Raw genomic sequence first — 15201 nt, 5'->3', positions numbered from 1 at the left:
GTTTTTTAATTGTTTTTTTTAATTTAAATCATCTTCACTTACCTGTATTATTTCAATATTATGATTTCTTAAAAACGCAATTCCCTCATCATCTGAGTATGCGTCGATGTACACCAGTTTCTCAATTCCGGCCTGTAAAATCAGCTTGCTGCATTCTTTACATGGCGAAAGTGTGAGATAAAGTGTAGAGCCCTTTGCAGATTGTGTAGACCCTGCAAGTTTAAGGATGGCATTGGCTTCGGCATGCAGAACATACCAGTGCGTTTTCCCGTTCCCGTCTTCGCAGCAGTTTTCAAATCCTGATGGTGTACCGTTGTAGCCATCCGAAATGATCATTCTGTCTTTCACAATGATTGCTCCTACCTGTTTTCTTTTACAGTAAGATAGTTTTGCCCATTCCTGAGCCATTTTTAGATAAGCTTTATCAAACTTACTGTACATCTTCATCGTTTTTTGAAATAATTAGGTAATCCTAAGTTTAAAAGTTGGGTTTTCTTTTTTCAAGAAAGGCAGCTACCCCTTCTTTTTTGTCGTCCAACTCAAAAACCTCTCCGAAATATTGAATTTCGGTATCAAATCCTCTGTCTGTATCTGAAAGATTTACCGCACTTATCGCTTTTGCAATCGCCATTGGCGAGTTGTTGGCAATAGTTTTTGCAAGTTCTTTCGTTTTATTTAATAATTCTTCTATTGTGTAAACCTCATTCACAAGGCCGATTTCTTTGGCTCTCTGCGCCGTGATCATTTTCGCTGAAAAGATCATTTCGTTAGCCAGACCTTTTCCTACCAGTTTCGGAAGTCTCTGCGTTCCTCCATAACCGGGAATTAAACCTAAAGTCACCTCAGGCAGCCCAAGTTTTGCATTTTCTGATGCATATCTGATGTGGCAGGCCATTGCAAGTTCCAAGCCACCTCCGAGTGCAAAACCATTCACCGCAGCGATTACAGGTTTTGAAAGGTTTTCGATTTTATTGAAAAGAGAATTGTGACCGTTTCTCGCTAATTCTTCTGCTTCTTTTTGTCTAAAATCTGTGAATTCTTTAATGTCAGCTCCAGCTACAAAAGACTTTTCACCACTTCCTGTAATAATAATTACGCGTACATCAGCATCTTTGTCAAGACTGTCAAATGCCTCACTTAGTTCCTGAATTGTCTTGGCATTCAGGGCGTTAAGGCTCGCGGGTCTGTTGATTGTAATTACTGAAATTTTATCTTCTCTGTCTACAATAATGTTTTCGAACGTCATTTTGGCTTAATCATTTAAGAATACGCAAATTATAAATTTTTTTAATAAAAAAGTGGAAAAATGTAATTTTTTTCCACTTTTAACAGTTTATTTTGAAACGTAAACTATTTATTGTGATTCATCATGTTGGCATCAATGCTTACCTGAAGTCCCGATGCTACCTTCATTCCGAGCTCAATATTGGCTCTGAAAAAGTGACATAACTGCCTGTTGATGATCTCGTCTTTCTTCGGTCCATCGATTCCTTTCATGCTTTCGATGATATTATGAATGAGTTTGTCACGGTCTTCCTGCTTCATTGCTTTGGTGTAAAGTAAGCCGGGCTGAGTGTAGTGATCATCATCATTTTCGTTTCGGTTGTAATTCGCAACGTGATTGCTGTCCAGTTCGTACTCAAAGTTTTTATAGTTTGAATCTGGTTTGATGTCATCGAAACTGTTGGGATGATAATTCGGTTTGTCCTGATAATGACTTGAATCTGCCATAAAACCGTCGCGCTGGTAATTGTTTACGGCAAACGGACAACGGTTGACTTCAAGATGATGTGCATTTACCCCAACTCTGTAACGGTGGGCATCAGGATAAGAGAAAAGTCTTCCCTGAAGCATTTTGTCAGGTGAGAAACTGATTCCGTTTATTAAATTACTTGGTGAGAATATTGACTGTTCAACGTGGGCAAAATAATTGACAGGAATTTCATTTAATTCCATTTCTCCGACTTCAATTAGAGGGAAATCGTCATGTGACCAAACTTTTGTGATGTCGAAAGGATTCCAGCGGAACTCGTTGGCCTGAGCTTCGGTCATCGTTTGAATATACATCGTCCATTTCGGGAAATCGCCGTTGTCAATTGCATTACAAAGATCTTCCTGAGCAAAATCAGGATTTTCGCCTGCCATTTTCACCGCTTCTTCATTAGAGAAGTTTTTAATTCCCTGTTTTGTAAGAAGATGGAATTTAACCCATGTTCTTTCGTTGCCGGCATTAATCATTGAGAAAGTATGTGATCCAAAACCGTGCATGTGTCTGAAACCGTAGGGTGTACCACGGTCTGACATTAAAATTAAAACCTGATGCAGAGATTCAGGATTTAAGCTCCAGAAGTCCCACATCATCGTAGCACTTTTCAGATTGGTTTTAGGCACTCTCTTTTGAGTATGGATGAAATCCGGAAATTTTTTGGCATCTTTGATGAAGAAAACGGGTGTATTGTTTCCAACCAGATCCCAGTTGCCGTCTTCAGTATAAAATTTTAAGGCAAAACCTCTTGGGTCTCTTGCTGTATCGGCACTACCTTTCTCACCACCTACTGTAGAAAATCTTGCAAACATTTTACATGAATTGCCAACCTGAGAAAAAAGTTTCGCTTTTGTATATTTTGAAATATCGTGAGTCACTGTGAATTTTCCGTACGCACCGCTGCCTTTGGCGTGCACAATTCTTTCAGGAATTCTTTCTCGTACGAAATGAGCAAGGTTCTCCTGCAAAATAAAATCCTGAAGCAAAACAGGACCTCTTGCTCCTACAGTTTGTGAATCCTGGTGCTCGAAATAAGGAGCTCCACTTCCTGTGGTTAACTTTTTAGTATCCATTTATTTATGATTTGTAGTTATAATTTCATTTTTTAGATTCAAATTTAGATGAATTTTTAATTTACTAAACCAAAAACGTCATATCTTTGTAATAGATAATATTAATCGAATGAACATTCAGCAATTGGAATATCTTATCGCTGTAGATAAGTACAAACATTTTGGTAAAGCTGCACAGGCCTGCTTTATTACCCAACCGACCTTAAGCGCTATGATTCAGAAGTTTGAGGATGAACTGGATGTAAAAGTCTTCGACCGAACCACACATCCCATCCGCACAACCGACGTTGGACTGCAAATTATAGACCAAGCCAAGACAGTTATTGAGGGTGTAAATGAGCTTAAAAACAAAGCGAATTTATTAAATAATATTTTAGGAGGTACCATAAATTTAGGAATTATTCCTACCGTTTCATCTTTTATTTTGCCGACTGAGATCTTTAATTTCTTACAGGAAAATCCTAAGATTCAGATGAATGTGAAGGAAATGACGACGGAAAATATCATCAAAGCATTAAAATCCGGTGAGCTTGATGCGGGAATTATTTCCACACCTTACGACAATGCCAATGAGTTTTACAAAGATTTTCTTTTCAATGAAGAGTTGATGATTTACAGCTCAGATACAGAAGCGAATAAGAAAAATACCTTTATTGTTCCCGAAGAAATGAATACCGAAAAAGTATGGCTTCTGGAGGAAGGTAACTGTTTGAGAAATCAGTTTGAAAACATCTGTCATTTAAAGGAAAATACTTTAAAGCCTAAAAATCTGGATTTCCTTGCTTCAAATATTCAGACTTTGGTGCACATGGTGGATAAAGTGGGAGGAATCAGTATTTTGCCTGAGCTTGCCCTAAACCAACTTTCAGATGAGCAGAAAACGAAGGTTTTTAAATTCAAAAAGCCTTTCCCGTATCGTGAAATCAGTATTATCTATTATAAGCCGACCTTCAAACAAAAAATCATTGATGAGTTGGGGAATTCAATCAAAAAATCACTGAAAGACAAACTTAATTACTACGAAAATCCGAAAGATTATGTGAGTATTAAGCCGCAATAGAATTAGAAATCAGATGAAAGTCTGATTTTTTTCATTTATTTTCAAAGTCAAAAGTTTTGAGTATTAGAAAAATAGTGCTTACATTTGCAGACGTTTGATAACGAGGAAAAATTTGACCTGATTGCAACCTCTCTAAAAATATGCTAAAACAGTATTCTATTTCAGCTATTTCCGGCAATTATTCATTTTTTATCCTCTTAGTTTTAAATTAAAAAAACAAAAGAAGAATATGTCTTATTTATTTACATCTGAATCAGTTTCAGAAGGCCATCCGGATAAAATCGCAGATCAGATTTCCGACGCATTAATCGATAACTTTTTAGCTTACGACAAAACCTCCAAGGTTGCTTGTGAGACTTTGGTTACAACAGGACAGGTTGTTTTGGCTGGAGAAGTAAAATCTGATGCTTATCTTGATGTACAGACTATCGCAAGAGAGGTGATCAACGGAATTGGTTATACAAAAGGTGAGTACATGTTCAACGGTGATTCTTGTGGGGTTATTTCTGCAATTCACGAGCAGTCTCCGGATATCAACCAGGGTGTTGACAGAGCGGTAAATGACGAGTCTTTTGAAGCAAAAGCAAACGCGCAGGGAGCGGGTGATCAGGGGATGATGTTTGGTTATGCAACCAACGAAACCGCTAATTATATGCCTTTGGCTTTAGATTTAGCTCATACAATTCTGAAAGAACTTTCTGCTTTAAGAAGAGAAGATTCTGAAATTAAATACCTTCGTCCTGATGCAAAATCTCAGGTTACTATTGAATATTCTGACGATCACAAGCCGGTAAGAATCGATTCTATCGTAGTTTCTACTCAGCACGACGATTTCGGGGCTGAAGAAGAAATGCTGACTAAAATCAGAGAAGATATCAAAAATATTCTGATTCCAAGAGTGGTTGCTTTGCAGACTGAAGAAATCAAAGCTTTATTCAACGAGCAGATTAAATATCACATCAACCCAACAGGAAAATTTGTAATCGGTGGTCCTCACGGAGATACAGGTTTGACAGGAAGAAAAATCATTGTTGATACGTACGGTGGGAAAGGTGCTCACGGTGGGGGTGCATTCTCTGGAAAAGATCCTTCAAAAGTAGACAGAAGTGCTGCGTATGCTACAAGACACATTGCTAAAAACTTAGTTGCAGCTGGTGTTGCAGATGAGGTTTTGGTACAGGTTTCTTACGCAATTGGTGTTGCTGAGCCTTGTGGTCTTTTTATCACAACTTATGGTACATCAAAAGTAGATTTGACAGACGGTGAAATTGCTAAAAAAGTATCTACGGTTTTCGATCTTAGACCTTATGCAATCGAGCAGAATTTGAAGTTGAGAAATCCTATTTATCAGGAAACTGCTTCTTACGGTCACATGGGAAGAGAGCATTTTGTTGCTGATAAAACGTTCAATAAAGGTCATAAAAATGAGTTGACTCTTGAAGGTCTGGAATTCTTCACATGGGAAAAATTAGACAAAGTAGAAGAGATTAAATCGGCTTTCGGTTTATAATTCTTCTTTTCGGTATAGAAACTGCTTTAACATGAAAATGCTAAAGCAGTTTTTTTTATTTTTACACTTAAATATTTTATGATGAACATGCGATCTGCAATCACTATCCTTTTTGTTTTCTTTACCGGAATTTTCGCTCAGGCACAGTATACTGTTCATAAAGTTGTCAGTGTGGGGTATGTCTATCAGAATCAAAGTTTTGGGGAAGTAGGAGGGAAGCTGATGTTTCTTAAGACTGATGATGTGATTTACAGACTGGGCGCTTCTGCATTGATGGGATCGACCAATTCTCAGTTTGCCATAATGCCGAAACTGCAGGCTGATGTACTTTTAAATTTCCAGAAAGATGTAGATTTTTATCATTCTTATTACTTTATTTTAGGAGCAGAAGGAACCAATAAATATGTTGCTCCGAAAGTAGGATTCAGTTTATTTGGAATTGTTGATTTGACGGGAGGTTATGCTTTTCCGGTTGCAGATTCTAAACTGAACGGCAAAGAATTGAAGGGTTTAAATATTAATTTCACACTAAATATACCAACGGTGGCTATTTATGATATGTTTAAGTAGATATGTTTAATTTTTTTTAATGTTAATTGTTAAAAGTTTAACATTTATTAAAAATTTATTTATATTTACAGCATAATTCAATGCTATAGAAAAGACTTTACTCTGAAATTGCAAAACATCCGTATACAAAACCAGATTTTTTCTGGCGAAAGCTGTTTTGCAGAATAATAATTATAGAGAAGAGAAAAGTTATGAAACCTACAGATAGCAACCTGATTACCCTTTATCAGACCGGCAACGAAGAAGCATTATCTACCCTTATCTACAGACATCAGCGTGATCTTTTCACATTTATTCTTTACAAGATTAATGATGAAGATCTTGCCAACGATATCTTTCAGGATACTTTTATGAAAATTATTGTGATGCTGAAGGAAGGGCGTTACAATGAAGAAGGAAAATTCATTCTTTGGGCAAAAAGAATTGCACAGAATTTAATTATCGACCATTTTCGTGCAAGAGCAAAAAATGTAAAAGTATCTGAAACCACTTTTGATAATGATGAATTTTCAATATTTGATCTTATCAGAGAACCTTCAGAAAATATTGAAGATCAGTTGGTAAGCCTTCAGATTCAGCAAGATTTGATTAAAATGCTACAGTTTCTGCCGGAGAATCAGCAGGAAGTGATTAAACTGAGATTTTTTGATGGTTTAAGCTTCAAAGAAATCGCTGAACATACCAATATGAGCATCAATACAACACTTGGAAGAGTGCGTTATGCGTTGATTAATCTCAGAAAAATAATGGAAGAAAAGAATATTATTCTTACAAGATAATATTTTGGAACAATTTTCGTTTTTAAGGAAACAATAATTTTCGCCTATGAAAAATAACGATTCTTTAAAATCCAAAAGTTTGAAACCAAAAAAGCAAACTGTTGATTTTTTGCTTAATTTCTCAAAAAGTCTTGAAGTAATTAAAGTGAAGGATGCACACATCCACCTTTCAAAAAATTAAAATTAGTAAATTTGTGCTGTATGAAAATTCAGCACATTTTTTTTGACCTCGACAATACCCTTTGGGATCACCGCAAAAACGCTTATTTAACCATCAAAAGCCTTTTCGAAAAAGAAGAAATCACTTTGAAATATGACATTGATTTTGAAGCATTTCATTCTGTCTATCATGAAATCAACGAAAGACTTTGGGAGCAGATCAGAGATGGTGAAATTGATAAGGAATATTTGAGAAAGCACAGATTTTACGATACATTCAATCATTTCGGAATTGATGATTTGGAATTATCAATGTACTTTGAAGAACATTTTTTAGATAAAATTTTAAATTTCAATCATCTTGTAGAAAGTGCCGATGTTATTTTGGAATATTTAAAAGCTAAAAATTACACCCTTCACATCATTTCAAACGGCTTTCAGGAAGTGACTGAGAGAAAATGTATTCTTTCCGGAATTGATCATTATTTTCAAACCATTACCAGCGCAGATTCTGTGGGCGTAAGAAAACCCAACCGTGAGATTTTTGAATATTCTCTCGGACTTGCCAATGCTAAAACCGAAGAAAGTATTCTGATTGGCGACGACTGGATTGCTGATGTAGTTGGAGCTCAGCAATTTGGTATGGACGTTATTTTCTTTGATGTTTTAAAGGAAAATCCACAGCAGGAAAATTTGAAAGTTATTGAACATCTTTTACAGATAAAGGATTATTTATAAAAAATTCGGCGACATTAAGTTGTCGCCGAAACTGTATTCAATAGAAATGTTTTGGAATTAAATTCCCAAACTCTCTCTCACTCTTTTAATCGTTTCAGTAGCAATCACTCTCGTTTTTGCCGCTCCTTCCTGAAGTTTGGCTTCCAGTTCATCAAGATTGTTCATGTAGTAAGAAAATAACTCTCTTTCTTTTTCAAATCTTGTTAAAATTAAATCCAAAAGCTCTTTTTTAGCATGACCATAACCAAAATTTCCGGCTAGATATTTAGCTCTTAATTCTTCGGTTTGTTCAGGCGTTGCGATTAATTCATAAATCGCAAAAGTTTTATCTGTAGACGGATCTTTTGGTTCTTCTAAAGATTTAGAATCACTTTCGATGCTCATCACCTGTTTTTTCAGTTCTTTTTCAGGTAAGAAAATATTGATGATGTTCCCTCTGGATTTAGACATTTTGTGTCCGTCAACTCCTGGAACGTATTTGGTGTCTTCCTGCAGTTCAGCCTGAGGCAAAACCAAAACTTCACCCATCTGATTGTTGAATCTTGAAGCCACATCACGGGCAATTTCCAAATGTTGAAGCTGATCTTTTCCTACAGGAACAATTTCCGCGTTGTAAAGTAAAATATCTGCAGCCATCAGAATCGGATAGGTAAACAAACCTGCATTTACATCCTGCAAACGGTCTGCTTTATCTTTAAATGAATGTGCTAACGTTAATCTCTGATAAGGAAAAAAACAGGATAAATGCCAGGAAAGTTCACAGGTTTCAGGGATGTCGCTCTGTCTGTAAAAGAATGTTTTTTCAGTATCCAATCCGCAGGCAAGCCACGCTGCGGCAATTTCGTAGGTGTTGTTTTTTAATTCTTTTGCATCTTTAATCTGCGTCAGCGAATGAAGATTCGCAATAAATAAAAATGACTCGTTTCCTGCTTGCTTTGAAAGCTCAATTGCAGGAATAATAGCACCTAAAAGATTACCAAGGTGCGGCGTTCCGGTGGCTTGTATGCCGGTAAGAATTCTTGACATTTAATAGAAATATATTTTCACAAAAATAGGGAAAATTTAGAACACTGATGTTCTGAAGTGCAATTCTAAATCTTTAAAATTTGCAATTTTCAATATGATTATTGCAACGTTCTGAGCGGTTGATTGTAGGAAATTTGCGACTTAAACAAAATTATGAAAAAAATATTTATTACTGTACTAAGTCTAAACTTCATTATCCTATTTTCACAGGTGGGAATTGATACATCCGAGCCCAAAGCAACGTTAGATGTGGTCGCAAAACCTTCCGATCTCCTAAAGGTTGACGGAATTATCGCACCAAGATTAACCGGAAATGAGTTAAAAGCTAAAGATAATATTTACGGAAGTGCCCAAAATGCGACTTTTGTATTTGCTACTTCCGCAGCTTCTCCCACAACGGCAAAAACAGCAGAGGTCACCAAAGCGGGATACTATTATTACGATGCGGTTTTAGGAAAATGGGTTGCCTTCCAATCTTCAACTGGGGCTGGAACGACAACGAATGTAATTTCAAATCCCATCAACACTATTACATCTACAGTCAACGGGATTTCTTCCACAACCAATGCTGTGAATACGGTTTCCAATACTTCCGCAACAAACAGCAATACTTTGACGACGACGGTAAATGGTGTCAGTGGCAACAGCATCAATCTTGTAAAATCTGTGAGTCACGCCCTTTCTGCATCCAATCAATTGACGACTACAATCAATGGTGTGAACAGTAATGCGATTTCGCTTAACAACACTAATATTTATACTAACGACGGAACTCTCACTGATGATCGAACGGTAACTATGGGCGACAAATATCTGAATTTTGAAGGCTCTGCACACGTGGGCATTGGCGGAGTAGATGAGCTGGCAAAATTAAATGTGGATGGCTTTATACAGTTTCAGCCTGATTCTCATTATGGAGTGGGTAAGGTTTTCGATGATACCAATGGGGAGAAGTACGGATTAACACAAAGTGGATATTTTCCGACTTCAGGATCGGCAAGTTCCCCAGGTACAAGGATTTACACATCGGGAAAATCTGGTGTTCCCGGTCATATTTCTTTTGGGAAATATACTTCGCCAACAAATTATACAGAATGGGCCAGGTTTGCAAAAGACACAGGGAATTTGGGTATTGGCACAAATAATCCATCGCAAAAACTGCACGTTATCGGGAATATTCTGGCATCGGGAACCATCACGCCAGACTATGTTTTTCAAAAATATTTTGATGGATATTCTGCTTTGAAGCCCGATTATCAAAGGATGGAGCTTACTGAAGTAAAAGATTTTATTAAAATTAATAAGCATCTTCCCGGTGTTCCCTCTGCTGCAGATATCGATGAGCAAGGCGGGATTATTCTCAACAGGTCTTTGGAGATTAATCTCGAAAAATTGGAGGAACTGTATCTGTACGTTTTTGAACAGGATGAAACAATTAAACAACAGAAATTGGAACTTGAGGAGCTGAAAACCAGATTGAATAGAATAGAGAAAGTATTGTCTAAATAAGTGTAAATGTGTTTTTTTTGAAATATGAGTGATGAATTGTCGCTCATATTTCTGTTTTATTAATATTTTTTAAATTTACCAAAAACTATTATTATGGAAAATGAGGTTCCGTATTTCAAAACATTTGAAGAGTTTTTCAGTGCTGTCAATATGCCCCCGTCTAAGTATGAAGGCCTTTATGTGGATATGATGGATAGACTTTGGACGCATCCGTCACTCACTGTTCCACCGTTTAAACATAATTCGTATGCCATCAAATTGCTTTTGAGGGGTGAAGGTGTGATGAGAATTGGCCAGTGGAAAGAGAATCTGAAAGCCCCTGCAATCTTTATCTCGCCACCCAATCAGATTGTTTCCTGCGAAATGGTTGATGACGATATTTTGGAATATACCGTAATTATTAATGATTATTTTATTGACAAACATCTGAAATTAAAACATTTTATTTCGGTATTTGAATATTTTCAGGCAGATAAGTCAACGCCTATCGTAATTGCCGATGATGAGATGACAGACTTGGTAAAAGTGTTCGATTACATTTATGATGAGTTTCAAATGGAGAAAAAAGAAGACTCGCTGGAAATAATGGCATCGGCAATTCTTATTTTTTTTATGAAAATAAAGCGTCTGTACAATCAGTACTCTTTAGAAAATGAGGAAGAAAATAGTGAATCGAAAAAAATAGATTCTCTGAGCAACCGTTTCCTGACCTTGCTTCACGAAGATTCGCAGCACGAAGAAAATATAAATTATAACATTTCGTATTTCGCTTCAAAACTGGCAGTTCATCCCAATTATCTCAGTTCAAAATTAAAAACCGAAACAGGAAAAACGGCCAAGGAACACATAGACGCAAAACTGATTCACAACGCAAAAACCTTATTGCAGCAGACCGATTTTTCGATAAAAGAAATTGCTTTCAAATTGAATTTCAAAGAATCTTCGCACTTTGTGAATTTCTTTAAAAAGCAGACTTCTGAAACGCCGAATGAGTTTAGAAAAACTTATTAATTATTTTTTAATTCAATGCTATAATTAAAAGTCAGAACCTTCAAATGCCAAAGCGTCAAAGTTTGTTCTGCAAGAATCAAATCTTTTTCAGAACCAATAATTAATTTATCCCGAAACGAACTGATGAATTGCGACCAATAGTCGCCCTTCGAATCTTTTAATAGAAAATAAAATCCGGCGTCACCAAATTTTTTGCCTGAAGAATCTAAAATCAATTCGCCATTTTTTCCAACATTTGGATTCATTAGAACCGTTGCATTCCCATTCGGTAAAGGGAAAACAGCTTTCACACAGGTTTTTCCGGAAGGCAACTGACAGATTCCATAAACGCCGGAATAGATTACCTGTCCGGTAGATTCAATTGAGCGAAACCAAAATGTATATTTGATTTCATTGGTTTTTGGATCGATAAGATTGATAATCTCGCTTTTTAACGATTCGGAATTGTAAATATTTTTGGTAGGAATATTCAGCTGATTGATTCTGTTGCTGAATAATTTGTTGATTAAAATTCCAAAAAATTTAAAAAAAGGATTCCATTTTACAGAAAAATCCAAATTGTGATTGGCTGTGTTTTCATAAAATCCAATAACTTTTTTAGATAAATTGATGAATTCTGCTTCGGATAAATTCAATTTAGACATTGACGGGATGATTCCTTTTGATTTTGAATCTTTTTCAACAATTAAATTTTCCTTTTCTGCAAACTGATGAATAAATTCTTCGCCAATTGCATCCAGATTTCCAAACGGTCCTATCAGCCAAGGGTAATCTTCCGGCTTGATTTTTCTTCCCCGCAGAATCACCCATTGCTGAGTCACCCAATCCTGAAATTTCTGCATCGGATAAGCGAATCTCATTTAATTGTTTTTTAGATTGGGAATGAAGTCTTGTCGTCCGTTCCATTCTCCAGATTCCGAAATCGGCTTGAAACGCAACGTTGTAAATTCAAAATGAAAATCTTTCCGGTCTCTTTCTTTCATTGCATTTTTATGTCTTTCAGGTTTCGGAACATTACCGTGACCATGCAACATATCGGTCATTTCTTTCTGAGTTTTCCAGATTGAAAATGTAGAAACGGTGTTTGGAAATTTAATGGAAGCCAGAGACAAAGTCGTTGCAGGATGGTCGCGAACCAATTTCTCAACAGGTCTTCCCCAACGGATAAATCTTGGAATTTCCGGAAATTTCATTCGGGCAATTGTTACTGCGACAACAGGAGAATCGGGATTTTCAAATTCTAAAGTTTCGTCCGGAATTTCAAATTTGTTGAATTTACCCCACTTTCGCAGAAAAAACAATCTCGTGTGCCAGCCTTTCGAAAGTATTTTTCCTAAATTATTTTCAGCTAAAAAATAATCTATGTCACTTTCATTTTCCCATTGGGCAAACACTGCGATTTGTCTGATCAGCATTCGGGATGGCGAAAAAATAGGAGAGCCGAGCGTCATCGCCGTCATTATTTCTGCATGGATCAACCCTGAAATTCGCTTTGATTTTGGTGGAAACAAAAGAATTTTAAGTGCAGAAAAGTAATTTGTTTTTACTAAATGATAGGTGAAGATGCTCATTTTCAGTTTTAAATTTAATTATAAAACTAGGGAATCAAAATCTTCTCCCCGCCAAACTTCGGTTCCACACCAAACACAAAGTCCCAGAATACCTTTGCTCTTGCCAGTTTTTCTCTTGCATTGGTTTTAAAACCTGCATATTTATTGACATCTTCAGCGTTGTAGCCAAATGCCTGAATGCCGTTTTTTCTTGCTAAATAAACCGCTCTTTCGTTGTGGAATTTCTGAGAAATAATGATGTAGGAATTTTGTCCAAAAATTTCTTTCGCTCTCAGCACAGAATCCAAAGTTCGGAAGCCTGCGAAATCCTCAAAAATTTTATCTGCGGGAACTCCGGCTTTGATGAGTTCGTTTTTCATTTCTTCAGGCTCGTTGTAGTCTTTTTGAGAATTATCCCCGCTTACGATAATGTTTTGAATCTTTCCTGATTTAAATAGCTCTGCTGCAGCTCTTATTCTATTAAAAAAGTAAGCGTTTGGATTTCCGTTGGATAAGGTTTTACTCGTTCCCAGAAGCAATCCGGTTTTTTCGGAAGGAAGTTTTGAAATGTCTGAAGTGACGAAATTTTCCGACTGATCTTTGATGGTAAAGTTGGACCAGATCACAAAAACAATTCCCACCACAAAAAGCAGCAGGAATATTTTGATTGTATTTTTTATCAATTTTTTCATACAGTTTGAACCTTTGAAGGTTCCATAAAAGTATGAAATTCCCATGAGTTTGAAACACAAAACCCGGTAAAAAATTATTGGATCAAATATGTCCTTTGAAAGACAATAAAGATCGACATATCAAATATCTTAAAACTCAAGCCCGTTCGGGAAAGCTTTTTTTCTGAAAATTATCAAAAGTGCACCGCCAACAGTAATGGCAGAATCTGCAACATTAAAAATGTATTTGAAGAATTCAAGATGTCTTCCTCCGATTAAAGGCCAGCTTTCTGGAACGTTCCAATCTACCAACGGGAAGTGTAGCATGTCGACCACGCAGCCTTTCATAAATGTGGAATAACCCTGACCAAAAGGAACGAGTTTCGAAACTCCGCCGTAGCCAATCCATTGTTTGATGTTTTCGTCGTAAACCATTCCGCTGTCGAAAATCAATCCGTAAAACATTCCGTCAATTAAATTTCCGATGGCACCGGCAAAAATCATTGACATTGGGATGATCAGATAGTTTGATTCACCTCTTTTAAGCCATTTGCTAAACAGATAAATCATTCCGCCAATCAGAAAAACGCGGACGATGACCAGAAAATATTTCCCGAGCATTCCGCCAAAATGAAAGCCATACGCCATCCCGGGATTTTCAACGAAGGTTAATTTAAATCCTGGAAAGACATCTTCGTAACCATTTAGTGGAAAGTGAGTTTTAATATAAATTTTTGATGCCTGATCAATCAACAATATAAGAAAAGTGATAAGTGCTATCTTCTTCATTATTGGTCAGTCTTTGGTTTGTCTTTAAAATTTCTTGCAGGCTTTTCCTTCTTTACTGCTGGGGTTCTTGGCTCAAAATTCTGAGTTTTTGCACCTCTGGTGTGAAATTTTTCGTATCGGATTCCCATGTCTTTCATTACACTTTTCAGTGCATTCAGCTCCATCTGGTTTTTTGGGTGTACAATTAATGCTTCCATTTTTCTTTGTTTGCGTCGTGTTTAAGTCTTAACTAAAGTCTTTTACAACGTTTCTGTTTTAATATTAATGCTTCGACAGTTCGTCTAACCGTTTTCTGTCTTTGGCGGACAAATCGTTGATGCCATTCTTTCCTATTTTACTGAGAAGTCTGTCGATTTCCTTTTCTCTGTCCCGTTTATCTGAGTTGAATTGCTGATCGATTGTGAGATTTTTAGGCTTATCCGGATGGAATCTGTTTTTGATTCTGTCTCGGTTAAAATACCACAAAACTGCCACAAGGATGATTCCTAAAATCAGATATTCACTCATAGATATAATTAAAAAATAGGTTTACATAATGTTTTAAAAACATCATATAAACCCAATTAATTATTTACAAAAATAAGATAAAAAATATTATTTCTGCATATTTTTAGCTTCAATGCTCAGTGTAGCGTGAGGAACTGCCAAAAGTCTTGGCTTAGGAATCAATTTTCCTGTCACTCTGCAAACACCGTAAGTTTTGTTTTCAATTCTTATCAAGGCATTTTTCAGGTCACGGACAAATTTCTCCTGTCTTCCTGCTAAAATTGAGTTTTGCTCTTTGCTCAAAGTTTCTGCTCCTTCTTCAAATGCTTTAAAAGTAGGAGATGTATCATCAGTTCCATTATTCTGGTCGTTGATGAAACTTTCTCTAATCAGTTTTAAATCATTCTCAGCTTTCTCTATTTTATCTTTGATAATTGCCTTAAATTCCTGTAAATCAGCATCGCTGTAACGTACTCTTTCGTCTGACATGGTTCTTTTTCTTTTT

18 protein-coding genes are annotated in these 15201 nt (G+C 36.4%); 7 read left to right on the top strand and 11 right to left on the bottom strand.

The genetic code is table 11. From position 1 onward, the window contains the following. Nucleotides 1-18 precede the first annotated feature (18 nt). The 3 genes from NG809_RS08325 to NG809_RS08315 form a co-directional block, all read right to left on the bottom strand. Complete coding sequence (locus tag NG809_RS08325; RefSeq protein ID WP_262149695.1) at nt 19-447, bottom strand: deoxycytidylate deaminase; 429 nt, start codon at nt 445-447, stop codon at nt 19-21. 31 nt (nt 448-478) lie between these two features. Continuing rightward, nucleotides 479-1246, bottom strand: a complete 768-nt coding sequence (locus NG809_RS08320; protein ID WP_262149693.1) for an enoyl-CoA hydratase-related protein — start codon at nt 1244-1246, stop codon at nt 479-481. 104 nt (nt 1247-1350) lie between these two features. Further along, nucleotides 1351-2838: a catalase gene (locus NG809_RS08315; RefSeq protein ID WP_262149691.1), complete on the bottom strand. Its 1488-nt coding sequence runs from the start codon at nt 2836-2838 to the stop codon at nt 1351-1353. 109 nt (nt 2839-2947) lie between these two features. Here NG809_RS08315 and NG809_RS08310 point away from each other — a divergent pair, with 109 nt between their 5' ends. The 5 genes from NG809_RS08310 to NG809_RS08290 all read left to right on the top strand — a co-directional run bounded on the left by NG809_RS08310 (nt 2948) and on the right by NG809_RS08290 (nt 7654). Continuing rightward, entirely contained in the window at nt 2948-3898 is a 951-nt protein-coding gene (locus NG809_RS08310; protein ID WP_262149689.1) for a LysR substrate-binding domain-containing protein, read from the top strand. Nucleotides 3899-4127: 229 nt separating this feature from the next. Beyond that, nucleotides 4128-5408, top strand: coding sequence for a methionine adenosyltransferase (metK, locus tag NG809_RS08305; protein ID WP_262149686.1), 1281 nt, complete (start codon nt 4128-4130; stop codon nt 5406-5408). A gap of 87 nt (nt 5409-5495) precedes the next feature. Beyond that, complete coding sequence (locus NG809_RS08300; RefSeq protein ID WP_396124838.1) at nt 5496-5978, top strand: hypothetical protein; 483 nt, start codon at nt 5496-5498, stop codon at nt 5976-5978. Between the two features lie 191 nt (nt 5979-6169). Further along, entirely contained in the window at nt 6170-6757 is a 588-nt protein-coding gene (locus NG809_RS08295) for an RNA polymerase sigma factor (RefSeq protein ID WP_262149682.1), read from the top strand. A 201-nt stretch (nt 6758-6958) separates the two neighbouring features. Beyond that, nucleotides 6959-7654, top strand: a complete 696-nt coding sequence (locus NG809_RS08290; RefSeq protein WP_262149679.1) for a YjjG family noncanonical pyrimidine nucleotidase — start codon at nt 6959-6961, stop codon at nt 7652-7654. A gap of 57 nt (nt 7655-7711) precedes the next feature. On the opposite strand, the gene trpS is transcribed toward NG809_RS08290, so the two are convergent. Further along, nucleotides 7712-8680, bottom strand: a complete 969-nt coding sequence (trpS, locus tag NG809_RS08285; RefSeq protein WP_262149677.1) for a tryptophan--tRNA ligase — start codon at nt 8678-8680, stop codon at nt 7712-7714. Between the two features lie 153 nt (nt 8681-8833). On the opposite strand from trpS, the gene NG809_RS08280 reads away from it, so the two are divergent. Further along, entirely contained in the window at nt 8834-10189 is a 1356-nt protein-coding gene (locus NG809_RS08280) for a hypothetical protein (protein WP_262149674.1), read from the top strand. A 93-nt stretch (nt 10190-10282) separates the two neighbouring features. Then, a complete protein-coding gene (locus NG809_RS08275) occupies nt 10283-11200 on the top strand; it encodes a helix-turn-helix domain-containing protein (RefSeq protein ID WP_262149672.1) in 918 nt (305 codons plus the stop codon). Here NG809_RS08275 and NG809_RS08270 read toward each other — a convergent pair. From NG809_RS08270 to NG809_RS08240, 7 genes are all read right to left on the bottom strand, one after another. Next, nucleotides 11197-12060, bottom strand: coding sequence for a hypothetical protein (locus NG809_RS08270; protein WP_262149670.1), 864 nt, complete (start codon nt 12058-12060; stop codon nt 11197-11199). The two genes, NG809_RS08275 and NG809_RS08270, sit on opposite strands and share 4 nt — an antisense overlap. After that, nucleotides 12061-12771, bottom strand: coding sequence for a hypothetical protein (locus NG809_RS08265; protein ID WP_262149668.1), 711 nt, complete (start codon nt 12769-12771; stop codon nt 12061-12063). Nucleotides 12772-12797: 26 nt separating this feature from the next. Next, a complete protein-coding gene (locus NG809_RS08260) occupies nt 12798-13442 on the bottom strand; it encodes a SanA/YdcF family protein (RefSeq protein ID WP_262149666.1) in 645 nt (214 codons plus the stop codon). Between the two features lie 129 nt (nt 13443-13571). Next, nucleotides 13572-14210 (bottom strand): lipoprotein signal peptidase, encoded by a 639-nt coding sequence (locus NG809_RS08255; protein WP_262149664.1) that lies wholly within the window; start codon nt 14208-14210, stop codon nt 13572-13574. Next, the gene (locus NG809_RS08250; protein ID WP_262149662.1) at nt 14210-14407 is read right to left on the bottom strand and encodes a DUF2683 family protein; all 198 of its coding nucleotides are present in this window, start codon (nt 14405-14407) and stop codon (nt 14210-14212) included. The genes NG809_RS08255 and NG809_RS08250 overlap by 1 nt, the downstream gene beginning before the upstream one ends. 64 nt (nt 14408-14471) lie before the next feature. After that, nucleotides 14472-14717, bottom strand: coding sequence for a DUF6576 domain-containing protein (locus tag NG809_RS08245; RefSeq protein WP_262149660.1), 246 nt, complete (start codon nt 14715-14717; stop codon nt 14472-14474). An 87-nt stretch (nt 14718-14804) separates the two neighbouring features. Next, entirely contained in the window at nt 14805-15185 is a 381-nt protein-coding gene (locus NG809_RS08240; protein WP_056027007.1) for a TraR/DksA family transcriptional regulator, read from the bottom strand. Nucleotides 15186-15201 lie beyond the last annotated feature (16 nt).

This window comes from Chryseobacterium foetidum (assembly GCF_025457425.1).
Taxonomy (GTDB): Bacteria; Bacteroidota; Bacteroidia; order Flavobacteriales; family Weeksellaceae; genus Chryseobacterium; species Chryseobacterium foetidum.
Note: the sequence above shows the minus strand (reverse complement) of the source record. Positions and strands in the feature narration are given on the sequence as shown.

Bases quoted from the DNA above. Each gene is read 5' to 3' on its own strand.
- NG809_RS08290 (WP_262149679.1), top strand. From the start codon at position 6,959: ATGAAAATTCAGCACATTTTTTTTGACCTCGACAATACCCTTTGGGAT.
- NG809_RS08245 (WP_262149660.1), bottom strand. From the start codon at position 14,717: ATGAGTGAATATCTGATTTTAGGAATCATCCTTGTGGCAGTTTTGTGG.
- NG809_RS08270 (WP_262149670.1), bottom strand. From the start codon at position 12,060: ATGAGATTCGCTTATCCGATGCAGAAATTTCAGGATTGGGTGACTCAG.
- NG809_RS08325 (WP_262149695.1), bottom strand. From the start codon at position 447: ATGAAGATGTACAGTAAGTTTGATAAAGCTTATCTAAAAATGGCTCAG.
- NG809_RS08250 (WP_262149662.1), bottom strand. From the start codon at position 14,407: ATGGAAGCATTAATTGTACACCCAAAAAACCAGATGGAGCTGAATGCA.
- NG809_RS08265 (WP_262149668.1), bottom strand. From the start codon at position 12,771: ATGAGCATCTTCACCTATCATTTAGTAAAAACAAATTACTTTTCTGCA.
- NG809_RS08315 (WP_262149691.1), bottom strand. From the start codon at position 2,838: ATGGATACTAAAAAGTTAACCACAGGAAGTGGAGCTCCTTATTTCGAG.
- NG809_RS08295 (WP_262149682.1), top strand. From the start codon at position 6,170: ATGAAACCTACAGATAGCAACCTGATTACCCTTTATCAGACCGGCAAC.
- trpS (WP_262149677.1), bottom strand. From the start codon at position 8,680: ATGTCAAGAATTCTTACCGGCATACAAGCCACCGGAACGCCGCACCTT.
- NG809_RS08260 (WP_262149666.1), bottom strand. From the start codon at position 13,442: ATGAAAAAATTGATAAAAAATACAATCAAAATATTCCTGCTGCTTTTT.
- metK (WP_262149686.1), top strand. From the start codon at position 4,128: ATGTCTTATTTATTTACATCTGAATCAGTTTCAGAAGGCCATCCGGAT.
- NG809_RS08310 (WP_262149689.1), top strand. From the start codon at position 2,948: ATGAACATTCAGCAATTGGAATATCTTATCGCTGTAGATAAGTACAAA.
- NG809_RS08240 (WP_056027007.1), bottom strand. From the start codon at position 15,185: ATGTCAGACGAAAGAGTACGTTACAGCGATGCTGATTTACAGGAATTT.
- NG809_RS08280 (WP_262149674.1), top strand. From the start codon at position 8,834: ATGAAAAAAATATTTATTACTGTACTAAGTCTAAACTTCATTATCCTA.
- NG809_RS08255 (WP_262149664.1), bottom strand. From the start codon at position 14,210: ATGAAGAAGATAGCACTTATCACTTTTCTTATATTGTTGATTGATCAG.
- NG809_RS08300 (WP_396124838.1), top strand. From the start codon at position 5,496: ATGCGATCTGCAATCACTATCCTTTTTGTTTTCTTTACCGGAATTTTC.
- NG809_RS08275 (WP_262149672.1), top strand. From the start codon at position 10,283: ATGGAAAATGAGGTTCCGTATTTCAAAACATTTGAAGAGTTTTTCAGT.
- NG809_RS08320 (WP_262149693.1), bottom strand. From the start codon at position 1,246: ATGACGTTCGAAAACATTATTGTAGACAGAGAAGATAAAATTTCAGTA.